The organism is Kitasatospora sp. NPDC101235 (genome assembly GCF_044767505.1).
In the GTDB taxonomy this organism is placed as follows: Bacteria; Actinomycetota; Actinomycetes; order Streptomycetales; family Streptomycetaceae; genus Kitasatospora.
This window is the reverse complement of sequence record NZ_JBIWNZ010000007.1, coordinates 42,111-57,597: the sequence shown is the minus strand read 5'-3', so window position 1 is coordinate 57,597 and position 15,487 is coordinate 42,111. Positions and strand designations below refer to the sequence as shown.

18 protein-coding genes are annotated in these 15,487 nt (G+C 74.5%); 2 read left to right on the top strand and 16 right to left on the bottom strand.

Annotation, left to right across the window (positions count from 1 at the left end; translation table 11 throughout):
- Positions 1 to 96: 96 nt before the first annotated feature.
- On the bottom strand, positions 97 to 978 hold the full coding sequence (locus tag ACIRRH_RS14000) for an NAD(P)-dependent oxidoreductase (protein WP_403066361.1): 882 nt from the start codon (positions 976 to 978) through the stop codon (positions 97 to 99).
- Positions 979 to 1,085: 107 nt separating this feature from the next.
- On the opposite strand from ACIRRH_RS14000, the gene ACIRRH_RS13995 reads away from it, so the two are divergent.
- Both ACIRRH_RS13995 and ACIRRH_RS13990 read left to right on the top strand, forming a co-directional pair.
- Positions 1,086 to 1,703 carry a TetR/AcrR family transcriptional regulator gene (locus tag ACIRRH_RS13995; RefSeq protein ID WP_403066359.1) on the top strand — a complete coding sequence of 206 codons (618 nt, stop codon included), beginning with the start codon at positions 1,086 to 1,088 and terminating at the stop codon, positions 1,701 to 1,703.
- Positions 1,704 to 1,817: 114 nt separating this feature from the next.
- Positions 1,818 to 2,147: a hypothetical protein gene (locus ACIRRH_RS13990; protein ID WP_403066357.1), complete on the top strand. Its 330-nt coding sequence runs from the start codon at positions 1,818 to 1,820 to the stop codon at positions 2,145 to 2,147.
- Positions 2,148 to 2,207: 60 nt separating this feature from the next.
- Here ACIRRH_RS13990 and ACIRRH_RS13985 read toward each other — a convergent pair whose 3' ends face one another.
- From ACIRRH_RS13985 to ACIRRH_RS13915, 15 genes are all read right to left on the bottom strand, one after another.
- On the bottom strand, positions 2,208 to 3,140 hold the full coding sequence (locus ACIRRH_RS13985; RefSeq protein ID WP_403066355.1) for an ornithine cyclodeaminase family protein: 933 nt from the start codon (positions 3,138 to 3,140) through the stop codon (positions 2,208 to 2,210).
- A complete protein-coding gene (locus ACIRRH_RS13980; protein WP_403066353.1) occupies positions 3,137 to 4,165 on the bottom strand; it encodes a proline racemase family protein in 1,029 nt (342 codons plus the stop codon). The genes ACIRRH_RS13985 and ACIRRH_RS13980 overlap by 4 nt, the downstream gene beginning before the upstream one ends.
- Entirely contained in the window at positions 4,165 to 5,520 is a 1,356-nt protein-coding gene (locus ACIRRH_RS13975) for an aldehyde dehydrogenase family protein (protein WP_403066351.1), read from the bottom strand. The genes ACIRRH_RS13980 and ACIRRH_RS13975 overlap by 1 nt, the downstream gene beginning before the upstream one ends.
- Before the next feature lie 49 nt (positions 5,521 to 5,569).
- Complete coding sequence (locus ACIRRH_RS13970) at positions 5,570 to 6,574, bottom strand: proline racemase family protein (RefSeq protein WP_224285166.1); 1,005 nt, start codon at positions 6,572 to 6,574, stop codon at positions 5,570 to 5,572.
- Positions 6,575 to 6,665: 91 nt separating this feature from the next.
- Positions 6,666 to 7,529 (bottom strand): dihydrodipicolinate synthase family protein, encoded by an 864-nt coding sequence (locus ACIRRH_RS13965; protein ID WP_403066825.1) that lies wholly within the window; start codon positions 7,527 to 7,529, stop codon positions 6,666 to 6,668.
- Positions 7,530 to 7,709: 180 nt separating this feature from the next.
- On the bottom strand, positions 7,710 to 9,125 hold the full coding sequence (locus ACIRRH_RS13960; protein ID WP_403066348.1) for an NAD(P)/FAD-dependent oxidoreductase: 1,416 nt from the start codon (positions 9,123 to 9,125) through the stop codon (positions 7,710 to 7,712).
- Positions 9,106 to 9,423 carry a (2Fe-2S)-binding protein gene (locus ACIRRH_RS13955; RefSeq protein ID WP_224284890.1) on the bottom strand — a complete coding sequence of 106 codons (318 nt, stop codon included), beginning with the start codon at positions 9,421 to 9,423 and terminating at the stop codon, positions 9,106 to 9,108. Before ACIRRH_RS13955 ends, ACIRRH_RS13960 begins: the two co-directional genes overlap by 20 nt.
- 61 nt (positions 9,424 to 9,484) lie before the next feature.
- Positions 9,485 to 10,645 (bottom strand): NAD(P)/FAD-dependent oxidoreductase, encoded by a 1,161-nt coding sequence (locus ACIRRH_RS13950; RefSeq protein ID WP_403066346.1) that lies wholly within the window; start codon positions 10,643 to 10,645, stop codon positions 9,485 to 9,487.
- A gap of 161 nt (positions 10,646 to 10,806) precedes the next feature.
- Positions 10,807 to 11,697, bottom strand: coding sequence for a twin-arginine translocase subunit TatC (gene tatC / locus ACIRRH_RS13945; protein WP_403066823.1), 891 nt, complete (start codon positions 11,695 to 11,697; stop codon positions 10,807 to 10,809).
- A 163-nt stretch (positions 11,698 to 11,860) separates the two neighbouring features.
- Complete coding sequence (gene tatA / locus ACIRRH_RS13940) at positions 11,861 to 12,160, bottom strand: Sec-independent protein translocase subunit TatA (protein WP_403066344.1); 300 nt, start codon at positions 12,158 to 12,160, stop codon at positions 11,861 to 11,863.
- A gap of 188 nt (positions 12,161 to 12,348) precedes the next feature.
- A complete protein-coding gene (locus ACIRRH_RS13935) occupies positions 12,349 to 12,561 on the bottom strand; it encodes a hypothetical protein (RefSeq protein WP_403066342.1) in 213 nt (70 codons plus the stop codon).
- Positions 12,562 to 12,582: 21 nt separating this feature from the next.
- A complete protein-coding gene (locus tag ACIRRH_RS13930; protein WP_403066340.1) occupies positions 12,583 to 12,789 on the bottom strand; it encodes a hypothetical protein in 207 nt (68 codons plus the stop codon).
- A gap of 27 nt (positions 12,790 to 12,816) precedes the next feature.
- The gene (locus ACIRRH_RS13925; RefSeq protein ID WP_387759875.1) at positions 12,817 to 13,773 is read right to left on the bottom strand and encodes a helix-turn-helix transcriptional regulator; all 957 of its coding nucleotides are present in this window, start codon (positions 13,771 to 13,773) and stop codon (positions 12,817 to 12,819) included.
- A complete protein-coding gene (locus tag ACIRRH_RS13920) occupies positions 13,770 to 14,750 on the bottom strand; it encodes a YafY family protein (protein WP_224281068.1) in 981 nt (326 codons plus the stop codon). The genes ACIRRH_RS13925 and ACIRRH_RS13920 overlap by 4 nt, the downstream gene beginning before the upstream one ends.
- A 198-nt stretch (positions 14,751 to 14,948) precedes the next feature.
- A complete protein-coding gene (locus ACIRRH_RS13915) occupies positions 14,949 to 15,359 on the bottom strand; it encodes an FKBP-type peptidyl-prolyl cis-trans isomerase (RefSeq protein ID WP_403066338.1) in 411 nt (136 codons plus the stop codon).
- Between the last annotated feature and the right edge of the window lie 128 nt (positions 15,360 to 15,487).

Here is a 15,487-nt window from a genome sequence, read left to right as displayed (position 1 = left end):
GCCACGCCGCTCCCGGGGCGCCGAAAGCCATGGTGACAGCGGCCGTCGGCCGTGACAACGGCCGACGGCACACGATCTTCCGGTTCCCACGGAGGGCTACGCCTGCCGGAACCGGCCCACCAACGCGCTCAGGCTGTCCGCGCCGTGACCGGCCTCCACGCCCCGCCGGACCGCCTCCGCCAGGACGGCCGGCAGGGCGCCGTCCACCCCGGATTCCTCCGCGGTGTGCCGGACGTGCTCGATGCTCGCCAGCGCCATGACCATCCGGTCGACATCCCCGCGGTGGTTCCCGGCCGCGATCCGCGGCGCGTAGAACGCCTGGAAGCCGGGCATCGAGGCGGCGGTCGAGCTCAGGTACGGCAGGAACTCCTCCGCCGAGATGCCGTTGGCCTCGGCGATCGCCGTGGCGTGCAGGTAGCCGACCATCGAGGACCAGAAGAGGTCCATCTGGATCTGGTAGTACAGCTGCGCCAGCCCGGGGTCGTCGCCCCGGTAGTCGACCCCGGTGAGCACCTCCAGGGCCGCCCGGTGCCGCCGGAACAGCTCGACCGGGCCGCTGTAGAAGGTGGACGACTCGGGGCTGCCGATGCCCGACGGCGGCACCTGCACCCCACCGGTGAGGTGCCCGGCACCGCGGTCGGCCAGCCGGCGGGCGGCTTCGCGGGCCCGCTCGGGGGTGTCCGAGCTGAGGTTCACGATCACCTTCCCCTTCAGCGCCGGCTCGACCGACTCCAGCACCTCGAACACCGCGTCGTAGTCGGTGAGACTGAGCACCACCAGCTCGTTCGCCGCCACCGCCGCCTGCGCACCGGGCGCCGCCTGCGCTCCCCGGGCGACGAGTCCGTCGGCCCGCGCGGCCGTGCGGTTCCACACCGTGACGGCGTACCCGGCGTCCAGGTACGCCCCGGCCATGGCCTGCCCCATCGGGCCGAGCCCGATCACCGTCACGGATCGCTTCGACTGCTGCTCAACGGACATGCGTCTTCCCCTCCTCTGGAACGAACGCTCTATCCAGAGCGCCGGAGCCGACGCTAACACAGGATTGGAACGAACGCTCTACCCAGAATCTCGGCTAGGATCGCGGCGTGAAGACGCCCGAGAAGACCTCCGCAAAGGCCGACGCGAAGCCCGGCACCCGCGAGCGGATCGTCCGGGCCACCTCCCGGCTGCTGCAACGCCAGGGGTACGAGGGCACCGGGATCAAACAGATCTCCCGCGAGGCCGAGGCCACCCTCGGCTCCGTCTACCACTTCTTCCCGGGCGGCAAGCAGGAGCTGGCCGCCGAGGCGATCCGGCACGGGGACGAGGAGTTCGCCGCCATGCTGCGCACCGCGCTCGGCTCCTCACCGGACCTGGGCGACGCGATGACCGCCTGCACCCGGCTGCTCGCCGAGGAACTGCGCGCGTCCGACTGGCAGGACGGCTGCCCGATCACCAGCACCGCCCTGGAGACGGTCGGCCGGGTGCCGGTGATCGAGGAGGCGGTGGCCGAGGCCTTCGCCCACTGGCGGGCCATCGTGACGGAACGGCTGCTCGCCGCCGGCATCGGCGAGGAGGACGCCCTTGAGCTGGCAGGCACCGTGATCAGCGCCCTGGAGGGCGCCGAACTCGCCGCCCAGCTCGGCCGCAGCGAGCAGCCCCTGCTGGTCGTCGGCAAGCACCTGGCCCGCCTGCTCACCGCCTACGCCGACGACCGGGCCTGACCCGCGGAGCCCGACCGCCGCCGGACAACGTGAGGAGCCGGCGCAGCGGGGGATCCCTTCCCGCTGCGCCGGCTCCGGTTTCACAACTCCCAACCACGGCCAGGAGTAACGGACTTGTCCATCGACATGGCGCTGTACGACGGCCGCCCGAACAACGGCCGCCGCACCAGCCCCAGGATGCTGCACCTTTCGAGCCACGGCGAGGCCCTCACCACCGCCCTGGCCCTGCACACCGATCCGGCCCGCCATCGGCTCGGCCGGATCGACCCGTACGGCGACACCCTGTTCAACGAGCAGGACGCGGGCGCCGCCTTCGAGGAGGCCACCGCCCTGCTCGCCCGCTGCACCACCGAGGAGCAGCGGGCGGCCGTCCGCGACCTGCGCAACCTGCTCGCCAACTGCGCCTCCACCCCGGGCAGTTGGCTCGCCTTCCACGGCGACTGAACGACGCTTGGGCAGCACCGGGACGGCGGCTGGACGGCGCCGGGGACGGCGACCGGCCGGCTACTGCTGCCGGTACACCTCCGCCGCGACGGCCAGGTCCTGCCAGGCCATCCCGACACTCTTGAAGAACCGCGGCCGCCCGTCCGGCACCAGCGCGTCGCCGCGCACCAGCTCGGCGAGGTTCCACAGCTGCCGCCCGGCCACGCCCGCCATCAGCAGGTCCCCGGCCTCCCGGGCCGCGACCGTGCGCGCCTCCACGTACAGCTCGGCCCGCTGGACCAGCAGCTCGTCCACCTCCCGCGCGGCCGGCTCGTGCGAGCCGACCGCCGCCACCGCCGCGTGCGCGGGCACCAGCGCGCCGTCGAACAGCGGCGTGCGCGCGGTGGTGCAGCAAACCACCAGGTCCGCCTCGCGGACCGCCTTCGGCCCACCGACCTCGGCCGTCAGCCCGAGCTCCCGCCCGTACGCCGCCAGCGCCTGCGCCCGTTCGGCGTTGCGCGCCACCACGGTGAGCCGGCGCAGCGGCCGGACGGCGAGCAGGGCGTCCAGGTGCCCGTACGCCTGCGGCCCGGAGCCGAACAGCACCAGGTGCTCGGCCTCCGGCACCGCGAGGCGCCGCAGCGCGGCCGCGGTGACGGCGGGCGTGCGCAGCGCGGTGAGCGCGGCGCCGTCCAGTACGGCGAGCGGTTGCAGGGTGGGCCCGTCCAGCAGCAGGTAGCTGCCGGTGATCCGGGGCAGGCCCAGCTCCGGGTTGGCGGGCGCGACCCCGGCGATCTTCACGCCGGCGTACGGCCCGGCGGCGGCCGGCATCATCAGCAGCTCACCGGCGGGTACCGGCACAGCCGACCGGGCGGGTGCCGCTTCCGGGTCGAACCCGTCCAGCAGCACCCGCTCGATCGCCCCCACCGCACCGGCGGGCCCGACCCCGCCGGTGCCCGCCACGGCGTACTGGAGCGGCACAACAGCCGCGCCGGGCGTTGCGGTTGGACTCACAGCAGGAACCCCGTTCCCAGCTCGTCGCCCGGCTCCAGCACGAAGCCGTGCTCGCCGGTGCGGTGTGCGGTGCCTGTCACCTCGGTGACCACGCCCTCGCCCAGCGCGTCGCCGCCCGCGAGGACCTGGCCGGTGAAGACCGTGCCGATGATCGACTCGTGGCGCAGCGGCTCGCCCGGGGCCAGCCGGCCCTCGGCGGCGAGCACGGCGAGCCGGGCGGAGGTGCCGGAGCCGCAGGGCGAGCGATCGATCTGGCCGTCCGCGAAGACGGTGACGTTCCGCTGGTTCAGCACCCCGTCGGCCGAGGGCAGCTCGTCGTACAGGATGACCCCGTACACCCCGGACAGCCGGGTGTCCGTCGGGTGCGCGACGGACGGCTCACCGGCCAGCGCCGCCCTGATCTCACGCCCCACGGCGGTGAGTTCGGCCAGCTGTCCCGGTTCCACGGCGAGCCCGAGGGCCGCCGCCGGCACCGAGGCGTAGCAGGCGCCGGAGTGCGCCACCGCGACCTCCACGGTGCCGCGCGAGGTCTCCACCGGCAGCTTCAGGGCGGTCACCCGGCTGGGCACGTTGCGGAAGGTGACCCCGGTGGTCCGGCCACCGGAGCGGTGCACCAGCGCGGTGACCCGGCCGGAGGGCACGTCGATCCGCACCCGGGCCACGCCGTCCTCGGGGGCCGCCACCAGTCCGGAGTCGACCGCCCAGGCGCCGAGCGCGATGGTGCCGTGCCCGCAGGCCGTCGAGTAGCCGTCCTTGTGCCAGAACAGCACGCCGAGGTGCGCCTCGTCGTCGTCCGGCGGCACCAGGAAGCCGCCGTACATGCCGGCGTGGCCGCGCGGCTCGCGGGTGAGCAGCTGCCGGACGGTGTCCAGCTCGGACGGGCGGGGCGCGGTGGCCGTGCCGCCCGCGCCGATCACGATCGCCCGGCGCTCGGCGACGCTGTCGCCGGGGATCGCGGGCACGCCGTCCAGCACGATCCGGAACGGCTCACCGGCCGTGTGGTAGTCGACGGTACGGACGTGCATCAGGCACCTCCGGCCGGCAGCACGCTGACCGTCCGGCTGACGGTGTAGAAGTCCAGGGCCGCCTGGCCCTGTTCACGGTCGCCGTGGCCGGCGCCCTTGGCCCCGCCGAAGGGCAGGTGGAAGTCGACGCCGCTGGACGGGGCGTTGACCCGGATCATGCCCGCGTCCAGCCGGTCGGCGGCGGCCAGCGCCACGTCCAGGCTGCGGGTGTGCACCGAGGTGGAGAGGCTGTGCGGGGTGTCGTTGGCGAGCGCGATGGCCTCGTCCAGGTCGGCCGCGGCGTGCAGCACCGCGATCGGACCGAAGAACTCCTCGCGCGCCAGCGGGTGTTCGGCCGGCACCTCGGCGAGCAGGGTCGGCTCGACGTACCAGCCGGCCCGCTCGGGCACCCCGCCGCCCGCCAGGACGACGGCCCCGGACTCGACGGCCGAGGAGACGGCGCCGGTCAGCCGCTCCCGGGCGGCGGCGTTGATCACCGGCCCGCAGACCGCGTCGTCGACCGCCGCCAGCGCCTTGACCAGCGCCTCGCGCAGCGGCTCGTACGCGGCGCCGACCGCGATCACCCGGCTGGTGGCGGTGCACTTCTGCCCGGCGTACCCGGCGATGGCCGCGGCGATGTGCCCGGCGGCCTGCGCGATGTCGGCGTCCGGCAGCACCAGCGCGGCGTTCAGCCCGCCGAGTTCGGCCTGCACCGGCACTCCGCGCTCGGTCGCGGCCCGCACCACGGCCCGGCCGACGCCGGTCGAGCCGGTGAAGGAGACCACGTCCACCGCGCCGACCAGCGCCTCGCCCTCCTCCGCCCCACCGGGCAGCACCGTGAACACGTCCTCGGGCAACCCGGCCAGCTCCGCCAGCCGCAGCGCGCAGGCTGTCGCCTCGGGCGCCGGCTTGAGCACCACCGCGTTGCCGACGGCGAGGGCCGGCGCGGCCTTCCAGGTCGGGATCGCCAGCGGGAAGTTCCACGGCGCGATCAGCCCGGCCACCCCGTACGGGCGGCGCCGGGTGAGCAGCAGCCCGGGCCCGGCGGCGGTCTCGTGCACCGCCCCGGAGGGCGCGTACGGCGCCTGCGCGTAGTAGCGCCAGATCGCCGCCGTGCGGGCGACCTCGCCGAGCGCCTCGGCCAGCGGCTTGCCGACCTCGCGCACGATCAGCGCGGCCAGCTCGTGGGCGTGCGCCTCGACGGCGTCCGCGATCCGGCCGAGCGCCGCCGACCGGGCGCCCGCCCCGGCGGCGAGCCAGTCGCGCTGCGCCGCCCGGGCCCGCCCGACGGCGGCCCGCACGGTCTCGGCGCCGGGCTCCTCGACGGCGACCACGAGGTCGTCCGGGTCGGCGGGGTTGTACGAGGTGATGGTCACAGCCAGCAGCCCTTCGAGGGAGGTACGAGAACGAAGGAGGTACGGAAGGTCAGAGCAGGAAGCCCGCCGGGAACGGGTCGCTCGGGTCGAGGAAGTACTGGGCGGTGCCGGTGATCCAGGCCCGCCCGGTGACGGTGGGCACCACGGCGGGCCGCCCGGCCACCTCGGTCTCCTCGACCAGGCGCCCGGTGAAGGTGGTCCCGATGAAGGAGTCGTTGCGGAAGTCCCGCCCGAGCGGCAGTTCGCCGCGCGCGTGCAGCTGGGCCATCCGCGCCGAGGTGCCGGTGCCGCAGGGCGAGCGGTCGAACCAGCCGGGGTGGATGGCCATCGCGTGCCGGGAGTGCTCGGCGGTGGAGCCGGGGGCGAGCAGCTGGACATGGTGGCAGCTGTGGATGGACGGGTTCTCCGGGTGCACCGGCCGGTCCGGGCTCGCGTTGATCGCGTCCATCATGGCCAGGCCGGCGTCCAGGATCTCCTGCTTGCGCTCGCGCTCGAAGGGCAGCCCGAACTCGGCGAGCGGCAGGATGGCGTAGAAGTTGCCGCCGTACGCGAGGTCGTAGTTGACCGTGCCGTAGCCGGGCACCTCGATCTTGCGGTCCAGGGCGACGGAGTAGGAGGGCACGTTGCGGATGGTCACCGCCTTGGCGGCGCCGTCCTCGACCTGCACCTCGACGACCACCAGTCCGGCCGGGGTGTCCAGCCGTACGGTGGTGACGGGCTCGACCACCGGCACCATCCCGGTCTCGACCAGCACGGTGGCGACCCCGATGGTTCCGTGCCCGCACATCGGCAGCAGTCCGGAGACCTCGATGTAGAGCACGCCGAAGTCGGCGTCCGGCCGGGTCGGCGGCTGGAGGATGGCGCCGCTCATCGCCGCGTGGCCGCGCGGCTCGTACATCAGCAGGGTGCGGAACTGGTCCAGGTGCTGCTGGAAGTGCACCCGGCGCTCGGCCATGGTGGCGCCGGGGATGACGCCGAAGCCGCCGGTGATCACCCGGGTCGGCATGCCCTCGGTGTGCGAGTCGACGGCGTGAAACACGTGGCGGCTGCGCATGGGTCACAACTCCCGTACAAGTTCGGATGGTTGGTGTGGGCCGGGCCGGCTGCCGCCGCAGCCGGCCGGGAGACCCGAAATCGGACGGGGATCAGACGAGGCCTTCGGCCAGCGCCTTCTCGGTGGCCGCACGCACGGCCGTCTCGATCTCCGGGGTGAGCGGCAGGCGCGGGGCCCGCACCGGGCCGCCGGGGCGACCGGCGATGTCCATGGAGAGCTTGATGGCCTGGACGAACTCGGTCTTGGAGTCCCAGCGCAGCAGCGAGTGCAGCGACTTGTAGAGCGGCAGCGCGTTCTCCAGGTCCTTGGAGACGGCGGCGTCGTAGAGCGCCACCGAGGCGGCCGGCAGGGCGTTCGGGTAGCCGGCGATCCAGCCGACCGCGCCCGCGAGCGCCAGCTCCAGCAGCACGTCGTCGGCGCCGATCAGCAGGTCCAGCCCGGGGGCCAGCTCGGCGATCTCGTACGCCCGGCGGACGTCGCCGCTGAACTCCTTGACCGCGACGATCGAGCCCTCGGCGTGCAGCTGGGCGAGCAGCGCGGGGACGAGGTCGACCTTGGTGTCGATCGGGTTGTTGTACGCCACGATCGGCACGCCCGCCTTGGCGACCTCGGCGTAGTGGGCGCGCACCGAGGCGTGGTCGGCCCGGTAGGCGTTCGGCGGCAGCAGCAGGACGGAGCCGGCGCCGGCCTCGGCGGCCTGCTCGGCCCAGCGGCGGGACTCGGCGCTGCCGTAGGCGGCCACGCCGGGCATGACCCGGGAGCCGTCGCCGGCCGCCTCGATGGCGACCTCGACGACCTTGGCGCGCTCCTCGGCGGTGAGCGTCTGGTACTCGCCCAGCGAGCCGTTGGGGACGACGCCCTCGCAGCCGGAGTCGATCAGCCAGCGGACGTGCTCGGCGTAGGCGTCGTAGTCGACGGAGTGGTCCGGGCGCAGCGGAAGCGTGGTGGCGACCATGATGCCGCGCCAGGGGCGGGTGGTGTCGTGCTGGGTGATGGACACGTGAGCTCCTTGATGAGGTGTGACATTTTATTAGAGAGGGCGGGCCGGAGACAAGGTCCCCGGCCCACCGTTCGGCGACGGGCCCCGAGGGGGCGTCTGACAATTCCCGCCAGGTTCGCGAATTGTCAGACGCCCCTACGCCTCCGAGGTCGGCCCCGCCGCCAGCTGGGAGAGCGGCACCGGGCAGCCCAGCGGCCGCCGGTCCGGCCCGGGTTCACCCGAACCGGCCAGGCACGCCACGGCCGGACCGCACATCCGGCCCTGGCACCAGCCCATGCCGGCCCGGGTGAGCAGCTTGACGGTGCGCGGATCACCCGCGCCCAGCTCGTCGACGGCCTCCCGGATCGCCGCGACCGGCACCTCCTCGCACCGACAGACGTCGGTGTCCGGGCGCAGCCAGCCGGTCCAGCCGGGGCCGGGCCGGTGGGCGGCGGCCATCAGGTCGGCGAAGGCCCGCAGCCGCGCGCGGCGGCGCAGCAGCGCGGCCCGCGGCCGCGCCCCGGCCACCGCGTGCGCGGCCAGCTCGCCCTCGGCGAGCGCCAGGTCCGCGCCGCCGACGCCGTTGGTCTCGCCCGCCGACCAGAGGCCGGGCACGCTGGTGCGCAGCCGGGCGTCGACCTCCAGCGCGACCGCGCCGTCCGGCCCTGTGAGAGTCCGCGCGCCCAGCTCGGTGGCCAGGTCGATCTGCGGCAGCAGGCCGTGGCCGACCGCGAGCGCGTCGCAGTCGATCCGCCGCTCGGTGCCGGCCACCGGCCGCCAGTCGGCGTCCAGCCGGGCCACGGTGACGCCGGTGACCCGGTCCGTCCCGTGCGCCTCGACCACCGCGGTGCGCGGGCGCAGCCGCACCCCGTGCCGCAGCAGCGCGCTGCCGTGCCCGGCGCCCTCGACCAGCTTGCCGGGGACGCCCGCCAGCACGCCGGGGCGCCGGACGTACCCGAGGTAGGCGGTGGCCTCGACCACGGCGGGCACCTCGGCCCCGGCGGTGACCAGCGAGGAGGCTGCCGCGAGCAGCAGCGGGCCGCTGCCGGCCACCACGATCCGCTTACCGGGCAGCACCAGCCCGGCCTTGAGCATCGCCTGGGCGCCGCCCGCAGTGACCACCCCGGGCAGGGTCCAGCCGGGGAACGGCAGCTGCCGCTCGTACGCGCCGGTGGCGAGCAGCACCGACCGGGACCGGACGGTGGCCCGGTCGGTGCTCTCCGGCCCACGGGTGACGTGCACCGCGTAACCGTCCTCGGTGCGCTCCAGTGCCCAGACCTGGTGCCCGGCCCGGAAGGCGGCCCGCCCGGCGCGCTCGTGCGCGGCGAGCCGGTCGGCCAGCCCGGTGTAGGCGGACCAGTGGTGGTGCAGCCGGTCCGGCCGGGCCGCGCCGAGACCGGGCGCGGGGTGGCGGTAGTACTGCCCGCCGGTGCTCTGCCCGCCGTCCAGCAGGGCGCAGCGCAGCCCGAGGTCCGCGGCGGTCACGGCGGCGGCGAGCCCGGCCGGGCCCGCGCCGACCACCACGAGGTCGTACGGAAAGGTGTCGAGGGGTTCAGACGGCGAGGTCGGCACGGCCGTGGCCCTCCTGGGTGGTGACGGTGGTGCCGGGCTCGGCGGGGAGCAGGCAGGTGCGCTGGTTGGGGCGGCCGTCCACCGTGGCCAGGCAGTCGAAGCAGGCGCCGATGCCACAGAACGCGCCGCGCGGCTTGCCGCCGACCCGGGTGGTGCGCCAGGCGAGCACGCCGTCGGCCCAGAGCGCGGCGGCGATCGACTGGCCGGGCAGCGCGGGGACGGGCCGCCCGTCGAACTCGATGTGGTGGGCGGGCCCGGGCTCGGCCTCGACCAGCCCGGCGGGGGTGCGGCGGCTCATCGGCGGCCTCTCCAATCTCACGGGTCCAGGAAGTGTCCGGAAGGCGCTCCGGTACGGGCGCTCACGCAGCCGGGAATCGGTCCGCGCGGAACGGCGCGAGGTCCTGCTCCGGCTGCTTGCCGGTGAGCTGCTCGCTGATCAGCAGTCCGGTCGCCGGGGCCAGCCCGATGCCGGCCCCCTCGTGCCCGCAGGCGTGGTGCAGCCCGGGCACCCTGGGGTCCGCGCCGATGGCCGGCAGGTGGTCCGGCAGGTACGGGCGGAAGCCCCGGTAGGTGCGCATCACGGTGACGCCGGCGAGCACCGGGAACAGCGCCGCGGCCTGGCTCGCCAGCCGGCTCAGCACCTCCTGGGAGAGGGTGCGGTCGAAGCCGACCCGCTCCCGGCTGGCTCCGATCAGCACCGGTCCGCCCGGGGTGCCCTCGATCACCGCGGAGGTCTCCAGCCCGGCCGAGCCGCTGGCCACGTTGGCCACGTAGTCGGCGGCGTAGACCTTGTGCCGTACGACCCGCGGCAGCGGCTCGGTGACCAGCACGAAGCCGCGCCGGGGCAGCACCGGCAGGTGGACTCCGGCCAGTGCGGCGATCTCGCCGCCCCAGGTGCCGGCCGCGTTCACCACGGCGGGGGCGGCCAGGCTCCGCCGGTCGGTCCGCACGCCGCGCACGGCGCCGTCCGGCCCCTGGTCGATGGCGGTGACGCTCTCCCCGGTGATCAGCTCGGCGCCCATCCGGCGCGCCTCGCGCAGCAGGTGGGCGGCGGCGAGGGCGGGCTGGACCTGGGCGTCCTGCGGGTAGTGGAAGCCTCCGGCCAGGCCCTCGGCAAGGTGCGGCTCCAGCTCGCGCAGCCGGTCGCCGGGCACCTCCTCGGCCTCGACCCCGACGGAGCGCTGCTCGGCGGCGAAGGCGCGCAGCGCCTCCTGCCCGGCGGGGGTGGAGGCGACCACCACGCCGCCCTTGGGCTCGTACTCGATGGCTGCGCCGAGCTGCTCGGCGAGTTCACGCCAGAGCCGGGTACTGAGCAGGGCGAGGTCGAGTTCGGGGCCGGGCTCCTTGTCGGAGACCAGCAGGTTGCCCTCGCCCGCGCCGGTGGTGCCGCCGGCCACCGGCCCGCGGTCGACGACGGCGACGGCGAGCCCGGCGCGGGCGGCGTAGTAGGCGCAGGCGGCGCCGACCACTCCGGCGCCGACCACGACGACGTCCAGGGGAGGTCTCTCGGTCTTCAGCACGTCAGTAATATGTCACATGCCATCTACCCTGCCAAGACCGACCCGTCGAAACCGGTGGAAAACCGACCAACGATCAGGTCACAGGACGGAACGCCGGACAGCGAAAAGCCCCGGCCCACCGCTCGGCAGCGGCGGACCGGGGCTCCTCAGGGCCTACCGGCTCAGGTGATGTCGTCCATCTCCTCGCGGTGGGACGCCGGTACCGCCGCACCGGCCGTCGGGGCCGCCGAGGCCCGGACGGTCTCCGCACCGGCCACCGGCTGCACCGAGAGGTCCAGCTGCGAGGCCTCCTCGTCGTCCAGCCCGGCGTCCGGGTTGCGGCGCGCCCTGCGCTTGTCGCTGATCAGCGCGATGGCCACGGCGATGAAGTACAGCGCCCAGATCGGCGCGGCCAGCGCGAGCATGCTCAACGGGTCGGCGCTCGGCGTGGCGAAGGCCGCGAACACCGTGATGGCCATGATCATCCCGCGCCACCAGCCGAGCAGCCGCTTGCCGCTGACCATGCCGACCAGGTTCATCATCACGAGCAGCAGCGGGAACTCGAAGGCGAGGCCGAAGACCAGCACCATCCGGGTGGCGATGTCGAAGTAGTCGTCCGGCGGAAGGATCGGCGTGGTGTCGTTCGGGGTGAACGAGATCAACACCTCGATCGTGGTCGGCAGCACCAGGAAGGCGCAGCCGACACCGGCCAGGAACAGCGGCGCCCCGCACGCCATGAAGATGACGGTGTACTTCTTCTCGTGCCGGTGCAGACCGGGCGCCACGAACGCCCACACCTGCCACAGCCAGATCGGCACCGCGCCGACCACGCCGGCCGTCAGCGCCACCTTAAGCATCCAGGTGAAACCCGAGGTCAGACCGATCGTGGAGACCTGCGCGCACTTGCCGTGGTACTGGGCCGCGGTCTCCGTGGTGCACTGCGGCAGCGGCTTCAGCAGGAGGGTTTCGAGCTGCTTGTGGTACACCAGCGCCACGATGGTGATCAGCACGATCGCCAGGACCGACTTGACCACGCGGTTGCGCAGTTCCCGCAGGTGGTCGGCGAGGGCCATCCGCCCCTCAGGATCCTTTGGCGCCTTCGACGCCTTGGAGAGCTTGCTCAACCCCGGTCCTCAACTCGTGCGTCGGGGCCCGCCGGTCGACGGGCCTCCGTGGTCGCGCGCGTCGCCCACGTCGTGTGCGCGGCGCGCGCCAGGTGCGTCACGTGCGCCGCGCTCAGTGCGGGCGGTCGCCGTCGGGCGCGGAGGCCCCGGCGGCGGGCTCGTTCACCGGACGGGCCGTGGCCGACGCGCCCGGAGCAGCCTGGATGGTCCTGCCCACGGTGCCGTCCACCGGAGCCGGAGCGGGCCGGGCCGGCTGCTCGGCCCCGCCGTCCGAACGCATCGCCTGGGCCTCGCTCTTGAGGATCCGCATCGACTTGCCCAGCGAGCGCGCCAGGTCCGGCAGCCGCTTGGCTCCGAACAGCACGATGGCGAGAACCACGATCACCACGATCGCGGTCATCGAGATGCGCATGCGCGACCACCTTCAGTCATGGCGGCCCGACGGGCCGTCCGCTGCGGATGGTAACCGCTGCGGATGACGCCACGACGACGGCCGCCCGAACGGGACAGCGGCCCCCGGTACGCGGTTCAGGAGCCATCTGAGAGCGTAACCCGCCCCCACCCGCCGCAGCAGCCCCGCACCACCTCGGGCCGGTCGTGCTAGGCGGCCGGGACGCTCCGCTCCGCGGCCGGGGCGCCCGACCCGGGTACCGCGTCCGCCAGGTCCTCGGCCGCCGCGGCCAGCGCCCGCGAGGCCCGGTCCACGCCCTTGGCCAGCGCCCGCACGTCCAGCCAGAGCCGGATCGCGAGGACCCCGAGGACCAGCAGGCCCGCGGTGGCGAGCAGGACGGCGGCGACGAGCATCCAGGACATGCGCCCCAGCCTATACGGGCGCTACCCCTCCGCCGGGACGAGCCGCATGGTGCGCACCCCGGCCCCGGCGAGCGCCTCGACGATCTTCTCCCCGGCCGGCTTGCGCACCGCCGCCCCGCACCGCGGGCAGGCGAAGCTGTAGTACGCCTGGGCCGGGGTGCGACCGAGGGTCAGGCGGAAGTCCTCGGCCGGGAGCTCCACCTTCTCCCGGCACTCGGAGCAGTACACCTTGAATCTGGTCCCGGGTTCCACCGCTCAGGCCCGCCCCTCCCCGTAGGCGGCCAGCGCCTCCCGCGCGGCCGAGCGCGCCTGCTCGGCCAGCTCGGGCGGCGAGACGATCCGGCCGTCCCGGCCCAGCCGCAGCGCCAGCGGGCGCAGCTGGGAGGGGTCGGCGCTGCGCAGGGTGATCCGCAGCCCGCCGTCGGGCAGCTCCTCGGCCCGGTCGTGGGTGTAGTACTCGGCCACCCAGCGCCCGCCGGAGGAGACCTCGACGACCACCTCGGGGTCGTCCGCCGCCGGATTGACCAGCCCGCCGCTCAGGTCGCGCGGCTCGCGCCGGGGCGGGTCGGCCGGGACGTCCAGGACGCGGATCTCGGCGACCCGGTCGAGCCGGAACATCCGGTGGTCCTCGGAGGTGCGGCACCAGGCCTCGAGGTAGGTGTGGCCCTCGGTGAGCAGCCGGATCGGGTCGACCTCGCGCTCGGTCATCCCGCCGCGCCCGTGCGAGTAGTAGCGCAGCCAGAGCCGGCGGCCCTCGCTGAGCGCGCGGTCGATGTCGGCGAACACGTGGCTCTCCGCCTCGAAGGTCACGCCGACCCGGGCGCTGCCCTCGGCGCTCTCCCCCGCCGCGTTCTCGATCTTGGCGACGGCCCGGGTGAGCGCCTCCCGGTCCCCGGCCCGCAGGCCCGGCAGCCCGGCCACCGCGCGGGCGGCCACCAGCAGCGCGGTCGCCTCGTCGGCGGCCAGCCGCAGCGGCTGGGCCACGTCGTCGACGTTGTGCCACCAGATCCGCTCGCCGTCGGTGTCGATGTCGAGCAGGTCGCCGCCGCGGAAGCTGGTGCCGCACATCGGCAGCACGTTGAGGTCCGCGATCAGCTCGCGCTCGCTGATCCCGAACGCCCGGGCCACCTCGGCGACCTCGGCCCCGGGCCGCTCGCGCAGGTAGGTGACCAGCGACAGCATCCGTCGCGTCTGGTCAATCGCGTTACTCATGCCTGCTCGTCCTCCGAGTCCAGCCCCGCGACCGCCCGCAGCCGGTCGACCACATCCGCCCGCAGCTCCTCCGGCCCGAGCACCAGCACGTCCGGCCCGAACTCGGCCAGGTCCGCGCCCAGCCCGTTGCCGTACGGGATCTCCAGTTCGTCCCAGGCCTCGTCCACCCGGGTGCTGCTCAGCGCCTTGGTGCGCAGCGGGAAGCCGGCGCCCCGGCGGACCCGGACGGTCGCGGTGGCGGTGGCCCCCTCCCCGGCGAACTTCGCCACGGTGGCCCGGACGTCCACGTGCTCGGGCACGGTGCCGAGGAAGGCCCCGGACCTCGCCTTCACCTTGCCGGTGATCCGGCTGAGCCGGAACACCCGGGCGTCGCCCCGGTCGCGGTCGTACCCGGCCAGGTACCAGTGCCCGCGCCAGCACTCCAGCGCCCACGGCTCGACACTACGCTGCTCGACGGCGGCGGCACCGGCCTTGCGGTACTCGAAGGTGACCGGACGGCGGTCCCGGGCGGCGGTGAGCAGTGGCTCGAACGCGGCCTCCCGGGCGGGGATGCGCGGCTCCAGTGCGGTACGGCCCTCGGCCTCGGCGAACGGCACCCCGGCCGCGCGCAGCTTCTGCAGGGCGCCGCTGGCCGCGCCGGACATCTTGGCCTGCTGCCATACCCGGGCGGCCAGGGTCAGCGCGGCCGCCTCCTCGGCGTCCAGGGCGATCTCGGGCAGCCGGTTGCGGTCGGCGCGGGCCAGGTACCCGAGCTCGCCGTCCAGGGCGCTCTCGTCGACGTCGATCACCAGGCCGAGCTCGCGCAGGTCGTCCTTGTCCCGCTCGAACATCCGGTTGAAGGCGTCCTCGCTGCTGTTCTGCCAGGCCTCGCGGTACGCCTCGATGGATTCCCGCAGCTCCTTCTTGGAGAGCGGACGTCTGGTGTTCATCAGGCACAGGGCGAGATTCATCAGCCGCTCTGCCTTGGCGATCGCCATCGCTGACCCTTCCGGTGTGCCGCGCCGCGCGCGGGGTGTGCCAACCGGGCGATCACCACCCGGCGGGACCGACCGTACCGGTAGCGGTACGCACTGCAAAAGCCGCGTCCCGCACCCCGCCCCCGCGCCGTGCCGTTCGGGCCCGGACATGCCCGTGGGCCGGGCCCCCGGAGGGGTCCGGCCCACGGTGCGAAGGGCTCAGACGCCCAGCAGGTCGACCACGAAGATCAGGGTCGAGTGCGGCGGGATCGCCGTGGTCGGCGACTGGGCACCGTACGCCAGGTGCGACGGGATGGTCAGCTCGCGGCGGCCACCGACCTTCATGCCCGCGATGCCCTGGTCCCAGCCCTTGATGACGCGGCCCTTGCCCAGCGGGAACTGGAACGGAGCGGTGCCCCGGTTCCAGCTCGCGTCGAACTCCTCGCCGGTCTCGAAGGTCACGCCGACGTAGCGGACGCTGACCGTCTGGCCCGGCTTGGCCTCCTCGCCGTCACCCACGACGATGTCGCGGATCTGCAGCTCCGACGGGGCGTCGCCGATCGGGAAGTCGATCTCGGGCTTCTCGTTGAGGTTGACGCTCACAGTCCCTCTTCTCACATTCGCTTGCATTCACGACCAAGCGGCGGGGGGGCCCCCCCCCCCCCCCCCCCCCCCCCCCGCGCGGGGCCCCCCCCCCCCCCCGCGGCCCCCCCCCCGCCCCCCCCCCCCGGGGAAACGAGCACAAAATGTAACCCAAC

What these genes read in the sequence shown, in the direction of transcription:
- ACIRRH_RS13935 (WP_403066342.1), bottom strand. Translation starts at nt 12,561, where the DNA reads ATGTCCTGGATGCTCGTCGCCGCCGTCCTGCTCGCCACCGCGGGCCTG.
- ACIRRH_RS13980 (WP_403066353.1), bottom strand. Translation starts at nt 4,165, where the DNA reads ATGCACGTCCGTACCGTCGACTACCACACGGCCGGTGAGCCGTTCCGG.
- ACIRRH_RS13920 (WP_224281068.1), bottom strand. Translation starts at nt 14,750, where the DNA reads ATGGCGATCGCCAAGGCAGAGCGGCTGATGAATCTCGCCCTGTGCCTG.
- ACIRRH_RS14000 (WP_403066361.1), bottom strand. Translation starts at nt 978, where the DNA reads ATGTCCGTTGAGCAGCAGTCGAAGCGATCCGTGACGGTGATCGGGCTC.
- ACIRRH_RS13970 (WP_224285166.1), bottom strand. Translation starts at nt 6,574, where the DNA reads ATGCGCAGCCGCCACGTGTTTCACGCCGTCGACTCGCACACCGAGGGC.
- tatA (WP_403066344.1), bottom strand. Translation starts at nt 12,160, where the DNA reads ATGCGCATCTCGATGACCGCGATCGTGGTGATCGTGGTTCTCGCCATC.
- ACIRRH_RS13915 (WP_403066338.1), bottom strand. Translation starts at nt 15,359, where the DNA reads ATGCAAGCGAATGTGAGAAGAGGGACTGTGAGCGTCAACCTCAACGAG.
- ACIRRH_RS13965 (WP_403066825.1), bottom strand. Translation starts at nt 7,529, where the DNA reads ATGGTCGCCACCACGCTTCCGCTGCGCCCGGACCACTCCGTCGACTAC.
- ACIRRH_RS13955 (WP_224284890.1), bottom strand. Translation starts at nt 9,423, where the DNA reads ATGAGCCGCCGCACCCCCGCCGGGCTGGTCGAGGCCGAGCCCGGGCCC.
- tatC (WP_403066823.1), bottom strand. Translation starts at nt 11,697, where the DNA reads ATGGCCCTCGCCGACCACCTGCGGGAACTGCGCAACCGCGTGGTCAAG.
- ACIRRH_RS13925 (WP_387759875.1), bottom strand. Translation starts at nt 13,773, where the DNA reads ATGAGTAACGCGATTGACCAGACGCGACGGATGCTGTCGCTGGTCACC.